Source organism: Achromobacter piechaudii NBRC 102461 (assembly GCF_001571245.1).
Taxonomy (GTDB): domain Bacteria; phylum Pseudomonadota; class Gammaproteobacteria; order Burkholderiales; family Burkholderiaceae_B; genus Achromobacter; species Achromobacter piechaudii.
The window spans coordinates 26,771-44,559 of record NZ_BCTK01000001.1 but is presented as its reverse complement, the minus strand read 5'-3'; the positions used below and the strand labels follow the sequence as shown (position 1 = coordinate 44,559).

Annotated in this window: 28 protein-coding genes and 1 tRNA gene; 10 read left to right on the top strand and 19 right to left on the bottom strand. The window is 59.9% G+C overall.

Going from position 1 to position 17,789, the window contains the following annotated elements; all coding sequences use genetic code 11:
- Positions 1-32: 32 nt before the first annotated feature.
- The 5 genes from API01S_RS00275 to API01S_RS00255 all read right to left on the bottom strand — a co-directional run bounded on the left by API01S_RS00275 (position 33) and on the right by API01S_RS00255 (position 4,871).
- Positions 33-773 (bottom strand): head maturation protease, ClpP-related, encoded by a 741-nt coding sequence (locus tag API01S_RS00275; protein ID WP_061302543.1) that lies wholly within the window; start codon positions 771-773, stop codon positions 33-35.
- Positions 739-2,079 carry a phage portal protein gene (locus API01S_RS00270; protein WP_061302541.1) on the bottom strand — a complete coding sequence of 447 codons (1,341 nt, stop codon included), beginning with the start codon at positions 2,077-2,079 and terminating at the stop codon, positions 739-741. The genes API01S_RS00275 and API01S_RS00270 overlap by 35 nt, the downstream gene beginning before the upstream one ends.
- Positions 2,079-3,782: a terminase large subunit gene (locus API01S_RS00265; RefSeq protein ID WP_061302540.1), complete on the bottom strand. Its 1,704-nt coding sequence runs from the start codon at positions 3,780-3,782 to the stop codon at positions 2,079-2,081. The genes API01S_RS00270 and API01S_RS00265 overlap by 1 nt, the downstream gene beginning before the upstream one ends.
- Positions 3,783-3,785: 3 nt before the next feature.
- A complete protein-coding gene (locus tag API01S_RS00260) occupies positions 3,786-4,304 on the bottom strand; it encodes a terminase small subunit (RefSeq protein ID WP_061302538.1) in 519 nt (172 codons plus the stop codon).
- Positions 4,305-4,538: 234 nt separating this feature from the next.
- Entirely contained in the window at positions 4,539-4,871 is a 333-nt protein-coding gene (locus tag API01S_RS00255; protein WP_061302537.1) for an HNH endonuclease signature motif containing protein, read from the bottom strand.
- 159 nt (positions 4,872-5,030) lie between these two features.
- Between API01S_RS00255 and API01S_RS00250 the strand changes: the two genes are divergently transcribed.
- Positions 5,031-5,213: a type II toxin-antitoxin system HicA family toxin gene (locus API01S_RS00250; protein ID WP_061302535.1), complete on the top strand. Its 183-nt coding sequence runs from the start codon at positions 5,031-5,033 to the stop codon at positions 5,211-5,213.
- A 25-nt stretch (positions 5,214-5,238) separates the two neighbouring features.
- Positions 5,239-5,628 carry a type II toxin-antitoxin system HicB family antitoxin gene (locus tag API01S_RS00245; protein WP_061302533.1) on the top strand — a complete coding sequence of 130 codons (390 nt, stop codon included), beginning with the start codon at positions 5,239-5,241 and terminating at the stop codon, positions 5,626-5,628.
- A gap of 3 nt (positions 5,629-5,631) precedes the next feature.
- Here API01S_RS00245 and API01S_RS00240 read toward each other — a convergent pair whose 3' ends face one another.
- Both API01S_RS00240 and API01S_RS29625 read right to left on the bottom strand, forming a co-directional pair.
- Positions 5,632-6,399 (bottom strand): DNA adenine methylase, encoded by a 768-nt coding sequence (locus tag API01S_RS00240; protein ID WP_061302531.1) that lies wholly within the window; start codon positions 6,397-6,399, stop codon positions 5,632-5,634.
- A gap of 823 nt (positions 6,400-7,222) precedes the next feature.
- The gene (locus tag API01S_RS29625) at positions 7,223-7,465 is read right to left on the bottom strand and encodes an H-NS histone family protein (RefSeq protein ID WP_409360599.1); all 243 of its coding nucleotides are present in this window, start codon (positions 7,463-7,465) and stop codon (positions 7,223-7,225) included.
- 337 nt (positions 7,466-7,802) lie between these two features.
- On the opposite strand from API01S_RS29625, the gene API01S_RS29095 reads away from it, so the two are divergent.
- A complete protein-coding gene (locus API01S_RS29095; protein ID WP_156487034.1) occupies positions 7,803-8,060 on the top strand; it encodes a hypothetical protein in 258 nt (85 codons plus the stop codon).
- Between the two features lie 61 nt (positions 8,061-8,121).
- Here API01S_RS29095 and API01S_RS29090 read toward each other — a convergent pair.
- The 10 genes from API01S_RS29090 to API01S_RS00190 all read right to left on the bottom strand — a co-directional run bounded on the left by API01S_RS29090 (position 8,122) and on the right by API01S_RS00190 (position 12,903).
- Positions 8,122-8,224 (bottom strand) — tRNA-OTHER (locus API01S_RS29090).
- Positions 8,225-8,333: 109 nt separating this feature from the next.
- Complete coding sequence (locus API01S_RS00230; RefSeq protein ID WP_061302527.1) at positions 8,334-8,975, bottom strand: hypothetical protein; 642 nt, start codon at positions 8,973-8,975, stop codon at positions 8,334-8,336.
- Entirely contained in the window at positions 8,975-9,400 is a 426-nt protein-coding gene (locus API01S_RS00225) for a putative PDDEXK endonuclease (protein ID WP_254598523.1), read from the bottom strand. The genes API01S_RS00230 and API01S_RS00225 overlap by 1 nt, the downstream gene beginning before the upstream one ends.
- On the bottom strand, positions 9,397-10,098 hold the full coding sequence (locus API01S_RS00220; RefSeq protein WP_061302522.1) for a hypothetical protein: 702 nt from the start codon (positions 10,096-10,098) through the stop codon (positions 9,397-9,399). The genes API01S_RS00225 and API01S_RS00220 overlap by 4 nt, the downstream gene beginning before the upstream one ends.
- Positions 10,082-10,912 carry a YdaU family protein gene (locus API01S_RS00215; RefSeq protein WP_061302520.1) on the bottom strand — a complete coding sequence of 277 codons (831 nt, stop codon included), beginning with the start codon at positions 10,910-10,912 and terminating at the stop codon, positions 10,082-10,084. The genes API01S_RS00220 and API01S_RS00215 overlap by 17 nt, the downstream gene beginning before the upstream one ends.
- On the bottom strand, positions 10,909-11,403 hold the full coding sequence (locus API01S_RS00210; RefSeq protein ID WP_061302518.1) for a nuclease domain-containing protein: 495 nt from the start codon (positions 11,401-11,403) through the stop codon (positions 10,909-10,911). The genes API01S_RS00215 and API01S_RS00210 overlap by 4 nt, the downstream gene beginning before the upstream one ends.
- Positions 11,394-11,699: a hypothetical protein gene (locus tag API01S_RS00205; protein ID WP_061302516.1), complete on the bottom strand. Its 306-nt coding sequence runs from the start codon at positions 11,697-11,699 to the stop codon at positions 11,394-11,396. Before API01S_RS00205 ends, API01S_RS00210 begins: the two co-directional genes overlap by 10 nt.
- Complete coding sequence (locus API01S_RS00200; RefSeq protein WP_156487033.1) at positions 11,692-11,907, bottom strand: hypothetical protein; 216 nt, start codon at positions 11,905-11,907, stop codon at positions 11,692-11,694. The genes API01S_RS00205 and API01S_RS00200 overlap by 8 nt, the downstream gene beginning before the upstream one ends.
- Positions 11,908-11,990: 83 nt before the next feature.
- Positions 11,991-12,518 carry a hypothetical protein gene (locus API01S_RS00195; RefSeq protein ID WP_061302512.1) on the bottom strand — a complete coding sequence of 176 codons (528 nt, stop codon included), beginning with the start codon at positions 12,516-12,518 and terminating at the stop codon, positions 11,991-11,993.
- A gap of 172 nt (positions 12,519-12,690) precedes the next feature.
- On the bottom strand, positions 12,691-12,903 hold the full coding sequence (locus API01S_RS00190) for a helix-turn-helix domain-containing protein (protein ID WP_061302511.1): 213 nt from the start codon (positions 12,901-12,903) through the stop codon (positions 12,691-12,693).
- Between API01S_RS00190 and API01S_RS29085 the strand changes: the two genes are divergently transcribed.
- The gene (locus tag API01S_RS29085) at positions 12,884-14,020 is read left to right on the top strand and encodes a S24 family peptidase (protein WP_254598525.1); all 1,137 of its coding nucleotides are present in this window, start codon (positions 12,884-12,886) and stop codon (positions 14,018-14,020) included. The two genes, API01S_RS00190 and API01S_RS29085, sit on opposite strands and share 20 nt — an antisense overlap.
- 404 nt (positions 14,021-14,424) lie before the next feature.
- Here the strand turns inward: API01S_RS29085 and API01S_RS29080 are convergent, their stop codons facing one another.
- Entirely contained in the window at positions 14,425-14,769 is a 345-nt protein-coding gene (locus API01S_RS29080; protein ID WP_156487032.1) for a hypothetical protein, read from the bottom strand.
- Positions 14,770-14,883: 114 nt separating this feature from the next.
- On the opposite strand from API01S_RS29080, the gene API01S_RS00180 reads away from it, so the two are divergent.
- Entirely contained in the window at positions 14,884-15,177 is a 294-nt protein-coding gene (locus API01S_RS00180; RefSeq protein WP_061302507.1) for a hypothetical protein, read from the top strand.
- Positions 15,178-15,274: 97 nt separating this feature from the next.
- The gene (locus API01S_RS00175) at positions 15,275-15,454 is read left to right on the top strand and encodes a hypothetical protein (RefSeq protein WP_061302506.1); all 180 of its coding nucleotides are present in this window, start codon (positions 15,275-15,277) and stop codon (positions 15,452-15,454) included.
- Between the two features lie 58 nt (positions 15,455-15,512).
- Here the strand turns inward: API01S_RS00175 and API01S_RS00170 are convergent, their stop codons facing one another.
- Positions 15,513-15,863, bottom strand: a complete 351-nt coding sequence (locus API01S_RS00170; RefSeq protein ID WP_061302504.1) for a hypothetical protein — start codon at positions 15,861-15,863, stop codon at positions 15,513-15,515.
- A gap of 339 nt (positions 15,864-16,202) precedes the next feature.
- Between API01S_RS00170 and API01S_RS29465 the strand changes: the two genes are divergently transcribed.
- From API01S_RS29465 to API01S_RS00155, 4 genes are read left to right on the top strand one after another with little or no spacing between them, the layout of a single operon-like run.
- A complete protein-coding gene (locus API01S_RS29465; protein WP_255221292.1) occupies positions 16,203-16,331 on the top strand; it encodes a hypothetical protein in 129 nt (42 codons plus the stop codon).
- On the top strand, positions 16,328-16,561 hold the full coding sequence (locus API01S_RS00165; RefSeq protein ID WP_061302502.1) for a hypothetical protein: 234 nt from the start codon (positions 16,328-16,330) through the stop codon (positions 16,559-16,561). Before API01S_RS29465 ends, API01S_RS00165 begins: the two co-directional genes overlap by 4 nt.
- Positions 16,558-16,857 carry a hypothetical protein gene (locus API01S_RS00160; RefSeq protein ID WP_050729827.1) on the top strand — a complete coding sequence of 100 codons (300 nt, stop codon included), beginning with the start codon at positions 16,558-16,560 and terminating at the stop codon, positions 16,855-16,857. The genes API01S_RS00165 and API01S_RS00160 overlap by 4 nt, the downstream gene beginning before the upstream one ends.
- Positions 16,858-16,886: 29 nt before the next feature.
- Entirely contained in the window at positions 16,887-17,786 is a 900-nt protein-coding gene (locus tag API01S_RS00155) for a recombination-associated protein RdgC (RefSeq protein WP_061302499.1), read from the top strand.
- Positions 17,787-17,789 lie beyond the last annotated feature (3 nt).

The window sequence follows — 17,789 nt, the reverse complement described above, 5'->3', positions numbered from 1 at the left end:
GGCGGTGGGGTTGTCCTGCGTGCGGGAGCCGCTTATGCAGGGGTGGCCTCGATCAGCGAAAACCGCCGCTCAAGATCATTTCTTAGGGCTTGGACCTCGGCGTCATCAACACCAGACGATTTCGGTTCGGTGAGCGCTTTGGGCGCGTTCTGGTAGGCCGCCAGATTCCATGCATTTGAGGCGGCCGGCTTCTTCGCAGCAGCGTCAACGATGCGATCGACAAAGCCATGTTCCAGCGCCTCGTCGGCGCTGAACCAGGTCTCCGCGTCCATCCAGGTCCTGACCTGCTCCGGCGACTGCCCTGAACGGGCCACATAGTCAGCGGTGATCGCCCCGTCCACCTTTTCGAGCAAATCGGCCGTTTCGCGCATGTCCGCCTTGTTGCCGATGGCAACGGTCCAGGCGTTGTGGATCATGAAGAACGCCCCCTGCGAGATCTCTACCTCATCGCATGCCATACAAACGTCCGTCGCCGCAGAAGCAGCCAAGCCGTCCACGTGAGCAACTACCTTCGCCGAATGCTGGCGGATGGCGGTCATCATCGCGCGGGCGTCGAACACGTCGCCCCCCGGCGAGTTAATGCGCAAGTGGATCGTGTCGGCCGTGATGCTGGAAAGGGCCTTGGCAAATTCGGTCGCGTCGATATCGCCCCACCAACCGCCTATAACCCCATGCAGGTAGATCGTATGCTCACCGTTGTTAGACTCGGCGCGCAGCGGCTTCGATCCAGAGGCGTTGTCACGCGCCATCTGAAGCAGTTTCGGAATTTTCATTCTGGGTTTCCCTGTCTTGATCGTTGTCGTGCTCGGGTTCGGGTTGCGCTTGCTCGCCCGCCCGCGTCGGGCGGTCAAACTCGCCGCCCAAGGGCTGGAGGTTCTTCACGCGGCGGACCTCATCTACGCTCATCCAGCCCTGCGCACCTGGCCCACCCAATGCCTTAGCGAAGTACTCCGCCTGAGCCTTGGAATCGCCGGCCATGAGCCCATCTGTGTTGTGCTCGGTGAAATACCGCGCGGTGCGGAATAGCTTTCGGTTCAACTCGCCCTTGATCCGCTTCAAATGCGGGGCCAATGTGTATTTCACAAAGCCGATACCCATCTGCTCAATGCCGCTACCCCAGCTGCTGGACTTCGTCATTTCGCCGATCATGTGCGGCGGGACACCAAAGGCGCGCGCCATGTCGATCACCTGCCATTGCCGGGACTCCAGCAGTTGCTGGTCCACCGCCGACATAGTCAATTCCTTGATGTCCAACCCTTCGGTCAGAATCAGCGGTATACGGCGGTTCCCCTGGATACCTCCATACTTGGCAACCCAGGCGGCGCGGAAGTCTTCCTGCATGTCGAAAGACATGGCTGCTGGCGCCTTGATGGCGACTTCGGGCTTGCCCCCTTCGCTGAAGAACTTCCCGGCATGCTCGTCACCCTGGATGGCGATGCCAATGCCGTTGCGCGCGCCCCACTGAATTACGGACATCGAACTGATGCCGTTGAATCCGAATCCGGGAATGTGGATCACGTCATCCTGATCGACCGTGAAGAATCCCTTGTCGTCGTAGAAGGTGTATTGCAACCGCCGCAGCTCGCGCGGGCTTTCTCGCTCCTGCTCCCGGATCTCCACACGAGAGCGGGGCCAGGGGATAAGGTTCGTCATGGTGCCGGCACGATTGCGGACGATGTATGCAATGCCATCGCCCCGCAGCAGCATCTGCGTCACCAAGAATTCCCACGCCGCAGACGCCACCCAGGTGGGGCAAAACTGCTCGTTCAGCGTCCACCAATACGCGTGGTCCACTTGCTGACGTGCCCCGCCCACGCGCTCAAAGACGGGAAGCGGCAGTTGGGCGATCGATCCGGCGATCAGCGAGACACACGCATACACGGCCGACACCCGCATTGCGGTCTGGTCATTGACCACAGCGCCAGCCGCTGTCCGAGGATCACCAAAAATCTCAAACATGCGGATGTCGGACGATGAGACCGTCTCGCCGTCGGCGATATTGCCTATTGCTGGCTCTTGTCGGCTGTCGGGCTGTACTGCCTGGCTGTCCGAGCCGAAGAATCTGGAAAGTAGTCCCATCACATCACCACGAATCCTTGTTGAATTTTCTTGGGGCCGGCCAATGGGTTCAGCGCCATCAGTTGCGCGGCATCGAAAAGCGCCATCAGTGGGTCAATCTTTGCCGTGCCGCTGGCCTGCTTCGTGATGAGAATTGAATTCGCGCGCTGCTCGATACGCGCATTGCTGACGGCCCACGCCATCATTGGCCGTCCGCCGTGAGAAAAGGCTCCCTCCGCGAGCTTGCGCTCCACGGTCTTGATGGTGCCTCCCAGACGCCAACCTTGCGAAACACCGACAAGAACGTTGTCTGGGATGCCCGCATCTGCAAATGCTTCCGCAAACGTGATGCCACTAGGGTCGACCCCGACCCCTTCCTTTTCGGGGAATAGCCCGGCGTCATACACCCTCTTGACGATCTCGGCCAACTCGGCCACGTCGTCCCCAATCCGGTTGACGATGACCAGGTCTTTGTCTTGCTCGAAGTCCCGCAAACGCGGCGCGATTTCCTTTCTGCGCTCCAAAACGGACGGATGCGCCCAAGCTCGCCCCCAATGCAACCAGCGCCCCGTCCCAGGCTCTCGGCCCACCAATCCAAGCCCCAATAAGTCGTCTAGGCCGCCACCGTCGATACCTCCGGTTATGACCTCCACGCGAAGCAGGAAATCATCAAGGTGGCGCAGACTCGGGTCGCCATACGCTTGCCAGTGGTCGGCCCCCGCCCAACGGTCAGACCGCAGATTCAGGCCGATTTCGACGTTGAGGTGCTTTGCCAGGAACTGCTGGAACGCGCCGTCCGTCCTGGCGCGCAGCAGCTTGAGCTGATCCTCCAGCCACTCGGCGCTGACTGAGCGGCCTATGTTGGGATTGGTGAAGTAGAAATTGGCCGGGTCAAGATAGGCCTTTGCCTCCAACATATCCTCCGGGAACTCGTACAGAATGCCCAATGTCTTCGGATCGACCACCTTCCCGTCACGGACATCGCGCCAGTACGCCAGCTTCTCTTTAAAGACACCTGCGGGCGGGTCATCGCTTTGAGTGGTCAGGTAGATCACCCAGCCTTCATCACGCGATATTTGGCCGCCAAGCGCCTCAAGGAACATCGCCACAGCATTAGCACGCTTGCCGAATAGCCACAATTCGTCCACCAAGATGCGACCGGACTTCTTGCCCGACACCGTGTCAGTGTCGGCAGCTACCACCTTAAGGCTGTTGCGAGTCGTGCGATGGGTAATGGTGCGGATGTGGTCCTGGACGTGGAACATGTCCGACAGCTCCTCATCCGCCCGAACCATTGCCGCCGCCGGCTTGAAGCTGTTGTCTGCCACTTCCTTCGTTGGGGCCAGGATCAAGTGTTCCTCTTCCTGGCGCCAGCAGATGATTACCGCCGTCAACATGATGCCGGCGGCAATAGTCGATTTCGTGTTCTTCTTGCTGATCAGCAGGCCATATTCCCGGATACGTTGCTTTCCGGTTTCGACGTCATATCCGCCGAAGATCGCCCGCACAAAGTCAAAAACCCATTCTTCGGAGCATTCCCCGAAGGTCTGGTGTCGGTAAGTCCCAATGGCTTCGTCATAGACCTGGGCCAGATCAACGACCTTGAGCTGCTTGAAGATGCCCAGCGCATATTCGGCCTGGTCGGGATAGATGGGCGGCGGAATGATCGACTTGCGCGTGCGCAGACGTTCCGCCCAATCCGGGCACGCGGTTGTCCAGGTCATGGCCTAGCCTTTCCCGACAACGCGCAGATGCGTAGGCGGCGGCGGTGGCGCAAACCGACCGCCCGCCGCCTTGTTTGCTGCCTCCTGTTTGGCGCCCTTCTTGCCCTGTTCAGCAATCTTTCCGTGCGTGAACGGCATAAGCGCCTTCGCGGCCTCCATCCGTAACTTCGGTTCTTCGCCCAGGTCGTTCATGATTGCCACAAGCACGGCACGCGGATCTGAGGTCAGGCCCAGCGCTTTCAGGCCGACGCTTTCGACGGAGTCGGCGGCACTTGGTTGGTCACTTGGAACGTCAGACGGCGGTGCAGAATCCGGCTTTTTGTTAACCGAATTTTTGTTAACTATTTTGTTAACTTGGGCAGTCCGCCCCAGAGCGGCCAGCACATGCTTGTCACGCATCAATCGAGCGGCTGCTTGGGCCGCCCCGTTTTCGCTGTAACCCGCATGGATAGCGGCTTTCGCACCGGATAGACCCGACAGCAGCGCATCGACGAAACGGCGCTTTTTGTCGGTTAATGCCATAGGTTTTGGTTAACAAAAGTGGGTTAACAATTTTCCGAAACGGGGAAATTTTCTGTGCGTGAGGGAACAGGTGGTTTCCAAGGCCGATACCCCTCAGACTTTCACCCCGCCCCCCCCTGCCATCGGCAGCTCACACCCGCGCACAGGCGCTCCACGGCGCGATCCCGGGGCGGCTAATGGCGCGCCATCACGACGGCAATGGATCGCGCCACGGGCCTGTGATGTCGAACAGTGCTAGGCCCGGTTTCGATATCCGAGATCAGCCCGCGTCTTGGCGTCATGGCACCCGGTCTTGCGGCCGATCGCGTCGCGTGACACGCACAGGATCTGCGTGTTCGCGTCGGTGTCTTCACCGCCGTCGAACAGGCTTACCTTGTGGTCCAGTTCGAACCCATGCGGGTAAATGGTCAGCGTCCGGCAATGCGCGCAGTGCGGATCCGCAGACCAGACACGCAACCGGCGGTCTTGCAGCTTGCGGCCCGTCATGCGCTTTGCGCTGGGCGTCGGCGCAACGGCCAACCTGGAACCAGCCATTGCAAGGCGCGGCTTGAGTGTCGTGAGCTTCATGCCGATTCCCTTGTGACCTTGCCGGGTGCTATCCACCACACGCCGCCCGGTGGCGATGAGCGAATCCCCGCGCGCCATGCCCAGCGTACGGACCTTGATAGCGAAAGGGCGGAGACAATAATTGTTGTGTATTCTTGTGTAGTGTGTATAATTACACACATGAACAGCGCAGACCTCATCAAGCAACTGAAAGCCGACGGCTGGTATCACGTGCACACCGTAGGTTCACACCATCAGTTCAAGCACCCAACCAAGCCGGGCAAGGTCACGGTGCCGCACCCCAAGAAGGACTTACCGACACCGACAATGCGCAGCATCCTCAAGCAAGCCGGCCTGCGATAAGCGGGCCTTCAGAAAGGAGAAAGAATTGCTCTATCCCATTCACGTACACAAGGAGGAAGGCAGCGCCTACGGTGCCTCCTTTCCCGACTTCCCCGGCTGCTTTGCCGCGGCCGATGAACTGCAGGACCTCCCGCGCGCGGCGCAAGAGGCAGTTGAAGCGCATTTCTTTGGCGAGACCGACCGTATCCCCGCGCCCACCGCGCCCGAAGCATGGGCGGGGAAAGAGGACTTTCAGGGCGGATACTGGATGATGGTTGATATCGATCTGTCCAAAGTCAATGCCAAGGCCGTAAGGCTCAACATCAGCCTGCCCGAAAACCTCGTTCACCGCATCGACGAAGTCGCCAAGGCACGCCACCTCTCACGCTCCGCGTTCCTGGCGATGGCCGCAGAGCATGAAATGGCCGAGGTGTAACGGCTACTCCGGCCAGCTTTGAATAAGTAGTTCGGTACGAGGCACACCCGCGCCCCCAGCGACGATGTACCGGATGTCCAGCACTCGCATGGTGAACCCAGCGAAGACCTCGCGCATTTGTGGGTTGTCATTGACGCTGACCAGGGCGCGGCCTTTCATGGTGCGCATTGCTTCGGCCATTGCCACGTACTGCTCAAGCCCGAACTCGACGCCATATCCCGCCGTGCCCCAATACGGTGGATCCATATAGAAGAGCGTATGCGGGCGGTCGTAACGGGTCACGCAATCTCGCCAAGGCAGATGCTCAAGATAGGCCCGCGCCAGGCGCAGGTGCGCGGCTGAAAGCGTCTCTTCCAACCGCAGCAGGTTTAGGCCCGGCGGCGCAGTCGTTGCGGTGCCGAAACTTTGACCCTCAACCTTTCCGCCAAAGGCGTTCTGTTGGAGGTAGTAGAAACGCGCGGCCCGCTGAATATCGGTCAGCGTCTCGGGGCGCGCTTCCTTCTGCCACTTGAACATCTGGCGGCTGGACAGCGCCCACTTGAACTGGCGGACGAATTCCTCCAGGTGGTGCTGCACCACGCGGTACAGGTTCACCAGATCGCCGTTGATGTCGTTCAACACCTCCACCTTGGCCGGCTCGGGCCGTGCGAACAGCAAAGCCGCGCCCCCGGCGAAGGGTTCGACGTAGCAAGAGTGCTTCGGGAACAAGGGGAGAATTTTGTCAGCCAGGCGGCGCTTGCCACCCAGCCAGGGAATGATCGGTTTTGCCACTTGTGAACGTCCATGTAAACTGGCCCCCGCCTGTACAGGTGGGACGGCCTTGGGTAGATCACGGCTCACTCCGTGTTTCGGCTGTCAGCCGGGGAACTCGCGATTCTCCGGCTGTCGCCGTCTTCTACAGCTGCAATGCAAAAGCCCCGACCGGACTATCCGTATCGGGGCTTTCGTTTAAGTATTGTGGACGTTTGAACCTAGCCACGATGCGAAGTCAGCGTAATCGCCGGCCAGCGTTGGCTTTCAACGATATACACTCGACCAATAGCGACCTGTCATCAAGCCGAGCAGGTCAGCGGAATTCGGCATGGTTCAACATCGCCCGCATCTCGCCCCCTAACGCAAAGGAGGTGGACACTTGACCGAGACTGCCCCTCGCACCACAAAGTTTCTTGTCGAACTCATTGGGGACTTAGAGACAGTCACCGACATATGTTGGAGGTGCCCCGATACCATTTCGCTGGAAGAGCACTTCACAGGTTGGGAGCCAAGCGCCAAACCGACGGTCCAAGTTTTCCTCGTGGCCCGACAAGACTTGACGGCGGATGCCGCAGCATCTCTGCTCGCTCACATCTTAGAAGACATACGGGATCGCCCTCCGCGCAGCGACCGCACGATGCAGATGCGAACAATCGTCGGCAACGATGCAGAATTGTCACATATAAAGAACTACTTCCAGAATTTGGACGGTTGCTCCTGGGCTGAATTCCGATTCACCTCTGCACCGGGCGCTGACATTGAGGTCAAAACCACAAATATGTCCGCGCTCTTAAAGCGAGCGGTAGCGAGCAGTCGTGGGGCCAATAAATAACGCCTCGGCCTAACGTGGCGGTAGTTGTCCAACCACAAAATGATGACGACTACGGCCTTCTAATTCTGCCGCAGCGAGCCAACGCGGAACGATGCCTCGGCCTGACCATGTATGCCCCGTCTCAGGATCTAAATACTTCGGTGCCACTCGGGACCGGCCGTCTAGGGGTTCTATTGGAGCCCTGGCGGGTTGTGGCGAAAGCAGTTGATACGCAGCGGTTATTTCGTCAGGTGTGATCTGAAGCTGACGCATCAAATTAACAATTTGATGGACAGTAAGAGCCTTGCTCTTCGCTCGTAGGGCGTTTAAACGATGCTCCAAACGAGCGATTTCAGCATGCAGCGAATTCAGTGTGTTGTTTTTCATCGTGGCGGCTCCCTATGACCGGCAGACGCACTTTATTACTCGCAGAATTTTGTAGGGAGCCAGGGGTTTCCCTCGTTGCGGCCATGCCCACAGCCCGTTGCAATCCATCCCCAAGCGAGCTAGTTCGCCCTGGATGTGGCTAAAGGGTGTATTGACTACGGCAAGAGCTGGTGCCCAAATCAAGACCTAAGAATCGGCAACCCCAACGCAAGGGAGTCGCGCCATGCAAACGGTCTACACGAAGCGTCCTACAGTGTTGATTGCGGTAAGCCCAGACGGAAAGACCTTTGTTATCGAGCGGCGATGCCGATCGCTGCCCTGCGATGATGGCGAACAGGCGTTCTTTTATTGCTGCTTGCAGGACGGAAGCGCCGTATCTTGGATGGGCGAGAACTACTACCAGTTAGCCGACGGTACAACCCTGCTCGCGGTGGCATGCCGCCTGACACCGCCCGGGGACAGCAAAATGGATCGAGCGTGAAATGAACCTGCGTAGGCGGCTTGGAAGGCCGCAGCCTGACCACTCGGCCAAGCCAGCCGGTTTGCGCGGCTGGGATTCGAACCCAGGGACTCCACAGTATCGGGTGCGCGCCCCACTGCAAAGCCTCTAGCGGCATCACCTTTTGGCCTCTCAGGCACCGCGCAGAAAGCAAAAAGCCCGCTGCTTTCGCTGGCGGGCTTTTTATGTACGCACTTATTCAAAGTGAATAAACAGGGCGAACTTTAGCAGAGAAAATTCAACCCTGCAAGAGATTCAGTCACACAGCCCCTTTGCCAACAGGAGGTCGGCTGCGTACTCCATCGCCAACGCTTCGACGCCCTTCTGGCCCGCGCCCCGCTCGCCCCCCCTCTGCTTCGTTGTCCGCGTGCCATAGAGCCACAGCTTGATCTTGCCGTTGTGATTTGTCGCAGTAGCAACGCTCACGCCTGCACGCTCGGCAGCATCTGACAGCTTCACATCCTTCCCGAAATACCGGGCCACGATGGCGTCACGCAGCACACGGGGCGTCGGATGCGCCGACAAGGCATCACACGCAGCCGCGTCAGAGATTTCGCGTACCGCCGCGAGCCAATCATGCCGATCAACGGTGCCCTGGCAGCATTTGCAGCGGTCTGTTCGGGGCGCAAAGCGCGCAACCAGGATGGCGCGGTACAGACGAGGTAGTGGATCCAGCGCCCCGAAGACAAAGGCGGCCTGCCCTGCCCCGTCGGTGCCGCCCAAGCCCTTACCCTCTGACGGTGCCTGCGCCATGCGAGCCATCATGGGCTTGTCATACACCTGGTCGGTGTGGTTATAGGCGAAGGTCAGCGCCGCATGAGCGGTGGCAAACAGTCGGCTGGGTGTCGCCTCTACGACCGGGGTCGAAGCCAGGCGGGAAAGGGTCAAGGTGGTCATCAATAAATCCCCGGAGAAAAAGTCACTTTGGCGGGCAGCATTTCCCGCATCCATTGCATTGCCGCTTCCCATCCGAGGGTTACGGTGTGCCGCCCCCGGACAGGAAAAATCTTCGGGTTCACGTCGTGGGCATCAACCATCACCGATTCGCCGCGCGCCCCCGTTTGTCTGTAGATCAGCACCGGAACACCTCGCTCGCCGGCCTGCTGCTGGGCTTGCCGCCACCATGCGGGCAGGCAGAGCGTGTTCGCGTGCTTGCATTCGATGCTGATACGCGCGAAGGCGGGATCGTCCGCCACCACATCGCTATCGCCTACCGCGTTGCGCACGCGCCGCCGCCACACCTTGCCCGTTGCCTCGGTCAGCATGTTGGCCACCTTGCGCTCATACGACGCACCCTTGTTGCGTGACAATGCACCGCTCATGCTTGCGCTCCCTGATCGGGGTAAGCGTCCATGGCAGCCTGAGCCATGGCAATCACAGTGGGCGAGTACGACGCGTTGCCCTTCTTCACGGCGGCAAGGATGCGTCTTGCACCCCGGCGCGGATCGCGGCCCGACTCGTTCAGGACCGCGCCCGCCCCCATCGCCTTCAAAGCCTTGGCCGCTTCCTCCGGCGTGGCTTGAGTAGCGCCAGGCGCTGGCAGCGCCGCAGCTGGCGTGGGAACCGGATGCCATTGGCCGCGCGCCATTTCATCGCCAAATGCCCGTTCCCAGCGCCCTTTCAGAACCCCATAGCCGCAGTTCAGCAAGTCATGCGTCCCGACCGCCACCGCAGCCCAGTAGATTGCGGGGTGCGGCCATTTGCCGATTTCGCCCCGGCGGCGCGCAGTCATGCCCGTCATCGCGTCGTGAAAGGCAACCTCTGGCGACATCCACGGACGGCACAATCGGATGAACTCGGGCAACGTGGGCGGCCAATCACGGCTCAAGCACGCAACGATGCCCACACGCGCCTCAGCTTCTGTGAAGCCAGCCAGCATTTGATTCCACGCGTCTTTGACCTCGCGCGGAGTCAGCCCTTCCCATGCCTGCGCAAACTTCGACCCGTACATGAGCCGTAACTCCGCGACAACCAGGTCGCCAATGCCCTTGCCGGTGGTCGGATTAATGAGCTGTGACATCGATGACTCCCATGTCGATTTCGGGTTGCGGCACGCCACGCGAAAGCGAGGCGCCCATTTCTTCGTTCCAGGATGCGCGGCGTTGGGCTGCACTCTGCGGGCGGCTAGCCCGTGCCGCACCGGAGCGCAGGACGCGCTGCAAGTAGGCAACGGGTTCAATGGCCTGGTCATCCACGCATTGCTGGATGGCCCGTACGATCTCCGCATCGTCGTGACCCTTGCGGAACATGCCCAGCATGGAACGGGCTTGCTTCTCCGGTTGGCCAGCAGAGATCAGCAAGGGCAAGCCCAAGGCGAAAATCTTGTCTGCGTCCGTTGGTGGCTGCGGCGGCGTGCCGCCCGTTCCGCTAGGAACGGAATAGTTTTTGGTTCTTGGTTCTTGGTTAGGGTTACGACTGGGTTCTGTCTGGCCCCCGTCTGGGTTTGCTTTCGCATCCGCTTGGGTTTCTTCTGGCAACCCATCAGAAACCGACTGGGTTTCGTTGGGTTTCTTTTTGGGCCTTCCGCCGGCCTTCCCGTTATCCCGATTGGTTTTTGCCTTCTGCTGGTACGCGGCGATTTCGCTATCCGCCCGCTTATTGCGCCACGCACCGTCAACCAGCTCAAAGAACTCCTGCAAGATCATCGGCACGGCGGCGCGCTCTTCCTCGCTGCGCGCCCCCACCCAACGGCACACCTGTTGCAGGTCATCCTTGATGGGCTGTTCCTCGGCGTAGTAACGCCGCAGAAGACGGCTGTAGATGGCGTCTTCGATCAGGCTCAAGTGCATCGTTGCCTGGGCGTAGTCGCCGATGTTGTGGCTGTAGTAGTTCATTCGGTGACTCCATAGAGCGCTTGAAAGCCGCGCTCTGCTTCCTCGGGCCACTTGCCCAGGTCAATGATTCGTTGGCGCGTAAGCCGCAAGGCGGGGATGAAATAGCTCAGCTTCATTTGCCTGGGAGCCTTGGATTGGTCCAGGAAGAAGTGGCAACCGCCGCAGGCGAACGCGATGGCCCAATCATGGGCTTTGATGCCCTTGCCCTTGCCATCGCGCGTCTGATTCGAATGCGCCGACACGGTGCTTTCAATTCCGCCCCAGCAGTACGTCGGCACGCGCGTAAGACATTCCTCGCCCTCGGCGAGCGCCAACAGCGCAGGGTTGCGATAGACGGTCTTGGGCTTCTTCTTGCCCTTCTTGCGCGCCTTGATGGCTGCGCGCGGGGGCGGCATGGGTGTGGTCCGAATCGGCGCGGCACGCATCATCGGCGTGCTGCTGCGCTTCATCGGCGTCTTGTTCTTGAGCGGCGTGCGGCGCATCAGCGACATACCGCCCCCGGCTCCGCTTTGACTCGCCACCAGTACGGGAATTTCCAGGCGTTTGCGCGGCGTTTGATCAAGCCAGCGCAGGCAGCATCGAACAGGAACGAATCAACGGCACGCGCGGCAGCATCAGCGCGAGGCGTGCTGGGCCAAGGGTCCACCGCCACCAAGGCGGGCAGCACCATGGCCCGTAGCGCCACGACATCAACGCGGCGCGGCGTGTCGATGATGGCCTGCTTGACCGCTTCAACGGTCGCAGGCGGCACCCGGTAGCCTCGGAACATGTGCAAGCAGTCAGCCATAGACGCCGCTCCACTCAACGAATGGGATGCGAACGGCGGTATGAAATAACGTGGCCGCCTCGGCGTTGTGATCCAGATCCGCGCGGCTGGTGATGCCGCACATATCGCGGACGTACTGCGCGGCGTGCTGCTGGGCCGACACGCCCTCGGGGGCGGCGCCAATGCGGGAAGCAACCCACCGCTGGAACCTCGCGCCGTTGCACATCATTGCAGCCGTGCGCGAAAGCGCCGCCCCCTTACGCTCCGTGGACGGGACACGCGCCCGCACGGGTACACCCGATGTCCCGCGCGTCAGCATGCAGCCCTCGCCTTATCCTGGTAGGCACGGACAACGTTTCGCTTGAGGCGCTGAGCCTTCTCGATGATCTTGTCGCACTCAATCACGATCTGAGAGGCGTCCGCTTCGCAGATGTCGCCGTCCGACACTGCGTCAATCGCCACGGCCGACAAGCTCCCGTTGAGGCTCGACATCTCCATAACCTTGGTGCGGACCGCCGCAACCTCATCCGGCTGATGCGGAGCCGGCGGCAGAATGCTCGCCGCAACGCCATGACGAACGTTCAGCGCCATCAACCAGTCGCGTGCGTAGCGCCCCCCGTCCTGCTTCTCCATCATCCACTCGGTCGATAGCTCAATCATGTCGAGCGACATAGACTGGCCTTTCGCACGAGTCATTTTCTGCCGCAGCGTTTCCGGGTGAATTGAAATGCCGCGGCGGTTCGTAAGGAAGGCTGCAAGCTCTTCCACGCCTCCGGGCGTTTTCGTGACGCCGATATACAGCGCGTCATGCGGATCAATTAGGTTGTATTTGCAGGTCATGCGGTCCTACCTTGAAATGCCTTGCGGATCAGGGTTTTGCTCTTGTTCCGCCGCCCATAAGATGCGCAGCATGGAAAACAAACTTCAGACGTCCAACGGCCCTATCTGGACTTTGTCGTTAGGTGGTATCGGCGCGGCGGTCTCCGGGACGGGCTGCGAAGGCGGTGCTGTGTCATTCATGGTTGCTCTCCTGATTGGCGAGTTCCGGCCAACGCGCGGCCCAATCGCTCGGGTGGCGGCGCACGAATGCAGCCTGCACGCGGTCCTTGATCCTGGGCGTCAATACGTCAGGCCATTTGTCTACGGCTTGGTACGAGATCCCAATCGCGCGAGCGGCATCGGCTTTTGAGCCGCCCAATTTGCTGATGGCGTCGGTCTTTTTCATCTGGCGATTGAACCATAGTTCATTTCACGAAGCAACTATAGTTCTGGCCAAATCAGGTACTTTTGCAACTATGGTTGAATACAGAGATCGGCTCGCCGCCGCGATGAAGGCGGCCTCTATTTCCGCTTCGCAGTTGGCGGAAGGCTTGAGTACGTCCTATCAAGCCGTTAAGAAAGTCATCGATGGAAAATCCAGCGCATTCAATGCCGCCAATAACGCGATTGCGGCACGAATGCTGGGCGTCTCCAGCGACTGGCTGGCCCTCGGCGAAGGCAAACAAGATCGAGGCGCGGGGGCCACTTCTGAGACTGTCGCCGCCTGGCCCTTCCCGGACATTCCGGAAGATCAGGTTCGCAAGTTGGCGCCTTCGCAGCTGAGTTCGCTTCAAGGGGCGCTGGCGCTTGCGATCGCTCAACTGAACCTTGGTATAGCCGTTTCGTCCCCAGCCCCCCAGTCAGCTCCTGCAAGTCGGGGCGGACTTGTGGACATGGACCACGCTCATGACCCGTTCCCAATGCGAACTGGGGGCATGCCCGCCGCGCCCAGGGATGGAGGCAAGACCACTCACCAAGCCGAGCGAGACTCGCGCGTGAGAATCAGCACCCGGACAGGAGTGGTCGCCAACGTCGGCCCGGGAGAACCGCACGCAGCGAACGACAAGTTTGAAAAGGTGCCGGAATTGGCAGACGTACGCCTGGCTGCCGGAGACGGCATTGAAAACAGTCTTGAGGAACAGACGGGGGTAGTGCAGTTCCGCCGCTCATTTTTGCGCTCTGTTGGAGCTAGCGCGGGGAAAGCTCGTGTGGTTTACGCTAAGGGCGCCAGCATGGAGCCGATCATTAAAGATGGGGCAGCGCTGCTCGTCGTTCCAAGCGAAGAATTGACTATCCGCGACCTCGCTGCGGGTGGCGTTTACGCGATCAACTACGACGGGAAGATGATCGTGAAGACCGTGGCGCAGGATCGTTTAACAAAGCGATGGGTCGCTCGCTCGTTCAATGCTAGCTACCCTGATATTCCTCTGGAAAACGGCTCGCCCGTGCGCGTCCTTGGGCAAGTGGTTTGGGCCGGCTCCCGTCTGGGCGATGACGAGTCCGGCCAGTGGATCAAATCCTAAGCTAGCCATCTGATCTAGAAAAAATAGCCACCCTGCGGGGTGGCTTTTTGTCGTCCTGACAAAGCCGAACCACGCGCACCACTGAACTATGGTTGAACTTAAAAATGAACTATGGTTAAATTCATCCACGCCTTAACCGGCAAAGCAGTAGCCCCCACGGACCCGCAGGCAGCAGTCAGGCCATCGCCTCAAGCGGGAGACGTCACCGCCACAAAGTCGGAATGGGGAAGGCGAATACCGCTCTTTAACAACCGAGGCCGCCCGCCCTCACAGGGGAAGGGCGAAACAGGACAACCAGGCGCAAACGCGCCCCGGCCCCTGTGTGCTTGAGCCACCACGCCCAAGCAACGCCCAGCCGGGCGTGGCGACGATAACCCCGGCCATCAAATCTATTGCAAGACTCGCTAGGGTCGGCTGCGGCCTTTAAGGCAACCAGCAAATACCGCGTTCTTGAATTCCGAAACAGCTTCGTCTCGATCTTCAAGCGCAGATTCTCGCGGGAATCGAAAGGCCATTTCAGTAAGAGTTGCAACGGACCTCCCCCAGTAGCCTGGCGTGTCGGCGGCAACGCTCATGACTTCGGACATACCTGCCCCCTCTTGGCGCAGTTCCATGACGTGCCCTGCCATGCCTTCCAGTTCTTTGCAGTGCTCAAGCGTCTCTTGGCTTGGTTTCCCAAAAGCGAAGTTCGCTTGCACTAAGGTCACGGCGAACACCGCCGAGACAAAGCATTTTTTAGATTGGCTCACGCCGTTCCCTCCTATCGAACCGTCAAGTGTAGCTACCGTTTCCGCTGAAAAGCGGGTTTCGGCCAGCGCTGCGAGTCAGCGCTTACCGAAGCTCTCCCCTTGAGGAACCCCACCATGAAGACCTATGCACGCGGCAGGACAAGCGCGGAATTTGTAGACGCGGCGAAGGCTGCCGGACTGACCGTAAACACGTCGGGTTTCGAAGCCGGCGGCGATTGGGTCGTGTTCCACGGCACCCTGCACGACGTGCCGCTGCACGGCCTCTTCAACACCGTAAATAGTCGCGTGATCGGCACCTTTGGCGCCGACAACGCGAACTTCAGCACCGATGATTCTCGGGACGGCACACCCTGGTTTGACGCTGTGCTGGACCTCGCAAACACAAACGATCCGCACCCCCAGCATTGAGGAAATGACCATGCAATGCCACTGCATTTCGCGTGTTGAACAAGAGGCTAGAGCACACCTTCAACCGCAAATCAAAGGTCCGATAAGCAGCGTCAAGATGGGCAACATCGCCTTCGTCATCGACGGCAGCGCAATGGACGCCCGGCTCTGCATCCCGCTTCAAATGAAAGCGGATGCCCCAGGCTACCGCAGCCAGGATGGCAAAGCGGTGCCAATACATGTGACCTTCTGCCCCTTTTGCGGCGCGCGTGCAAAAGCCGAAGCGGTCTCGGCCTGACAGTCCCGGCTCATGCCCCGCGGGCGATGACCTGAACCGGGAAACTTATCAGACAGCCCTAGTAGCGCCAGCGCCCCGAATACCAGCTTTCTGCGGCGTTGAAGATGAGTAGACCGGCGACACCACCGACAAAGGCCGCCCAAATTAGCTTGATTTGCTGTTCATGGGTGTGGCCCCCACGGCTTTCCAAATGTTGGATCCAAGACGTTGGCTCGCTTTGAAACCAGACATCCCACCCATACCCGCAAACCAACGCAACCATCCCCACCGCCGCCACAATCCATCGAGCCAATGGTTGATCCAACAGAGTCGATACCCCCCAACCCAAAAACCCAACAAAGAACATCAGGCCCGCAGACCAAAAAGCCACCATCACCCAATCAAATATGAAACCGATGCCGGAAAGCATATGTGCTCCTAGAGAAGTCAATATCGCTAATTGCCAACGGCATCAATTCCGCCAACTTAAGTCCGCCCTCAGCTTTTAACTACACCTTTCTTCTCATTGGAAAATGACATGATCAAGTTCCTCGAAGCCCTGCTCGATATCCTCGCGCCCATCCTCAGCGTGCTGATCCGCAACGGAAAGCTGTAATCCCCTACCCCTACCCCTGCCCCGTCTACCGGGGCGGCTTTGGAGAGCGGGCCGGCGTCGCAACGTCACCGACGCTGAAAGTGACTTTCAGGGATTAACCGGGCCTCCGGCCTGCTCTCCAAAGCCCATCACCGCGCATTCGCGCACTTCCCCATGCCTTCAACCATCCCCGCCATCTGGTGGGGCCTGGCCCTGCTCGCCTTGGCAGCGGTGGCCGTGGTCCCTATCGGCGAACACTTCAACCGCCGCTATGTCGCGGCCGATCCCTGGAAAGCAACATGAACGCAATCACTGCAACCGCGCCTACCGCTCGCCGCAAGGTGCCGTCCATCGCGCAAGCGGCGGGCAAGCTGACCAACATCGTTGCCCCGCGTGACCACGCAGGCCGGGGCAACTGGAGCGAAGACGCGGACATTCCCGCTTCGTGGGCTTGGGCCGCTGGCATCGGCTTCGCCGCATTCGTTCTCTTCGGCCGCCAGATCCTCGGCTGGCTCCTGAGCTTCGCGGCATGAACGGAATCGATTTTGTTGTGCGCGACCGCGCCGGGTGGTCTCCCCCGGTCGCGCCCCCTGCGTCCTTCCTCCATCCTGAGTTCGAAACGCCCACGCCGCCCGTCAAGGGCCAGCCGTTGAGTGACGAACATATCGACTACATCAACGCCATGCGGGGCTTCGTCAGCGTCTATGACTTGGCGGCGCAGTTCCATGTCTCGCGCGGGACCATCTGCAACATCTGGAAGGGCGTGCGCAACGCCGGACGTGCGATCAATCGCCAGTCGCCCGACCGCTTTCCCCCGATCCGGCCGTAATCGCCCCCCTTTGCCCTGGAGTTTTCAAAATGTGGTTCAGAAATCTGAAGATCTACCGCTTGTCCGCCGCCTGGACTTTGTACGGCGATGAACTGCAAGCAGCCCTTGAGCGCTTCGCATTCCAGCCCGGCAATAACCTCGAAATGCAATCGATCGGCTGGGTGCCTGCCCGTGAAAATGGCGGCTTCGCCCATGTCGTGAATGGGCAGATCCTGTTGTCGCTGCGTTCCGAAAAGAAGTTGCTTCCGGCCACGGTCATCAACCAGGTGGCCAAGTTCCGCGCCCAAGAAATTGAAGAGCAGCAAGGCTACAAGCCGGGGCGCAAGCAGATGAAGGATATCAAGGAGCGCGTCACTGACGAACTCCTGCCCCGCGCATTCAGCATCTACCGCGATACCCGCGTGTGGATCGACCCTTTGAACCGCTGGCTTGTGATCGACGCCGCCGCCTCCGCTCGGGCTGACGAAGTGATCGGCATCCTCGCCAAATGCGTTGAGCCGTTCCCTCTGGAGAACCTGTACGTCGCGCAGTCTCCGGCTGCGGCCATGACCGGCTGGCTGGCCGAAGATGAAGCGCCCGCCAACTTCACAATCGACCAAGACACCGAACTCCGGTCATCAGGTGAAAGCGGCGCAGCTATCCGCTACGTGAAGCATTCCATCGATGCGGAAGACGCCCGCCGCCACATCCAATCCGGCAAGCAATGCACTCGCCTCGCCATGACCTGGGCCGACCGCATCTCGTTCGTGCTCACCGAAGGTATGGACGTCAAGCGCGTTTCGCCGCTGGATGTGCTGAAGGAAGGCAACGAAGGCGTGGCCGCCAACGACGACGAAAAGTTCGATTCCGACATGATGCTGATGACGGGTGAACTGGCCAAGATGATGGCCGAACTTGTTGACGTCCTCGGCGGCGAAAAGCGCTTCTGATCC

Coding starts and splice junctions, on each gene's coding strand:
- API01S_RS00230 (WP_061302527.1), bottom strand. CDS start 8,975: ATGACCACCTTGACCCTTTCCCGCCTGGCTTCGACCCCGGTCGTAGAG.
- API01S_RS00275 (WP_061302543.1), bottom strand. CDS start 773: ATGAAAATTCCGAAACTGCTTCAGATGGCGCGTGACAACGCCTCTGGA.
- API01S_RS00200 (WP_156487033.1), bottom strand. CDS start 11,907: ATGATGTGCAACGGCGCGAGGTTCCAGCGGTGGGTTGCTTCCCGCATT.
- API01S_RS00220 (WP_061302522.1), bottom strand. CDS start 10,098: ATGTCACAGCTCATTAATCCGACCACCGGCAAGGGCATTGGCGACCTG.
- API01S_RS00190 (WP_061302511.1), bottom strand. CDS start 12,903: ATGAAAAAGACCGACGCCATCAGCAAATTGGGCGGCTCAAAAGCCGAT.
- API01S_RS00175 (WP_061302506.1), top strand. CDS start 15,275: ATGGGCAACATCGCCTTCGTCATCGACGGCAGCGCAATGGACGCCCGG.
- API01S_RS29465 (WP_255221292.1), top strand. CDS start 16,203: ATGCCTTCAACCATCCCCGCCATCTGGTGGGGCCTGGCCCTGCTCGCC.
- API01S_RS00255 (WP_061302537.1), bottom strand. CDS start 4,871: ATGAAGCTCACGACACTCAAGCCGCGCCTTGCAATGGCTGGTTCCAGG.
- API01S_RS00215 (WP_061302520.1), bottom strand. CDS start 10,912: ATGAACTACTACAGCCACAACATCGGCGACTACGCCCAGGCAACGATG.
- API01S_RS00165 (WP_061302502.1), top strand. CDS start 16,328: ATGAACGCAATCACTGCAACCGCGCCTACCGCTCGCCGCAAGGTGCCG.
- API01S_RS00210 (WP_061302518.1), bottom strand. CDS start 11,403: ATGTCGCTGATGCGCCGCACGCCGCTCAAGAACAAGACGCCGATGAAG.
- API01S_RS00170 (WP_061302504.1), bottom strand. CDS start 15,863: ATGCTTTCCGGCATCGGTTTCATATTTGATTGGGTGATGGTGGCTTTT.
- API01S_RS00180 (WP_061302507.1), top strand. CDS start 14,884: ATGAAGACCTATGCACGCGGCAGGACAAGCGCGGAATTTGTAGACGCG.
- API01S_RS00265 (WP_061302540.1), bottom strand. CDS start 3,782: ATGACCTGGACAACCGCGTGCCCGGATTGGGCGGAACGTCTGCGCACG.
- API01S_RS29085 (WP_254598525.1), top strand. CDS start 12,884: ATGGCGTCGGTCTTTTTCATCTGGCGATTGAACCATAGTTCATTTCAC.
- API01S_RS29095 (WP_156487034.1), top strand. CDS start 7,803: ATGCAAACGGTCTACACGAAGCGTCCTACAGTGTTGATTGCGGTAAGC.
- API01S_RS29625 (WP_409360599.1), bottom strand. CDS start 7,465: ATGCGTCAGCTTCAGATCACACCTGACGAAATAACCGCTGCGTATCAA.
- API01S_RS00160 (WP_050729827.1), top strand. CDS start 16,558: ATGAACGGAATCGATTTTGTTGTGCGCGACCGCGCCGGGTGGTCTCCC.
- API01S_RS00205 (WP_061302516.1), bottom strand. CDS start 11,699: ATGGCTGACTGCTTGCACATGTTCCGAGGCTACCGGGTGCCGCCTGCG.
- API01S_RS00195 (WP_061302512.1), bottom strand. CDS start 12,518: ATGACCTGCAAATACAACCTAATTGATCCGCATGACGCGCTGTATATC.
- API01S_RS00155 (WP_061302499.1), top strand. CDS start 16,887: ATGTGGTTCAGAAATCTGAAGATCTACCGCTTGTCCGCCGCCTGGACT.
- API01S_RS00250 (WP_061302535.1), top strand. CDS start 5,031: ATGAACAGCGCAGACCTCATCAAGCAACTGAAAGCCGACGGCTGGTAT.
- API01S_RS00270 (WP_061302541.1), bottom strand. CDS start 2,079: ATGGGACTACTTTCCAGATTCTTCGGCTCGGACAGCCAGGCAGTACAG.
- API01S_RS00225 (WP_254598523.1), bottom strand. CDS start 9,400: ATGAGCGGTGCATTGTCACGCAACAAGGGTGCGTCGTATGAGCGCAAG.
- API01S_RS00260 (WP_061302538.1), bottom strand. CDS start 4,304: ATGGCATTAACCGACAAAAAGCGCCGTTTCGTCGATGCGCTGCTGTCG.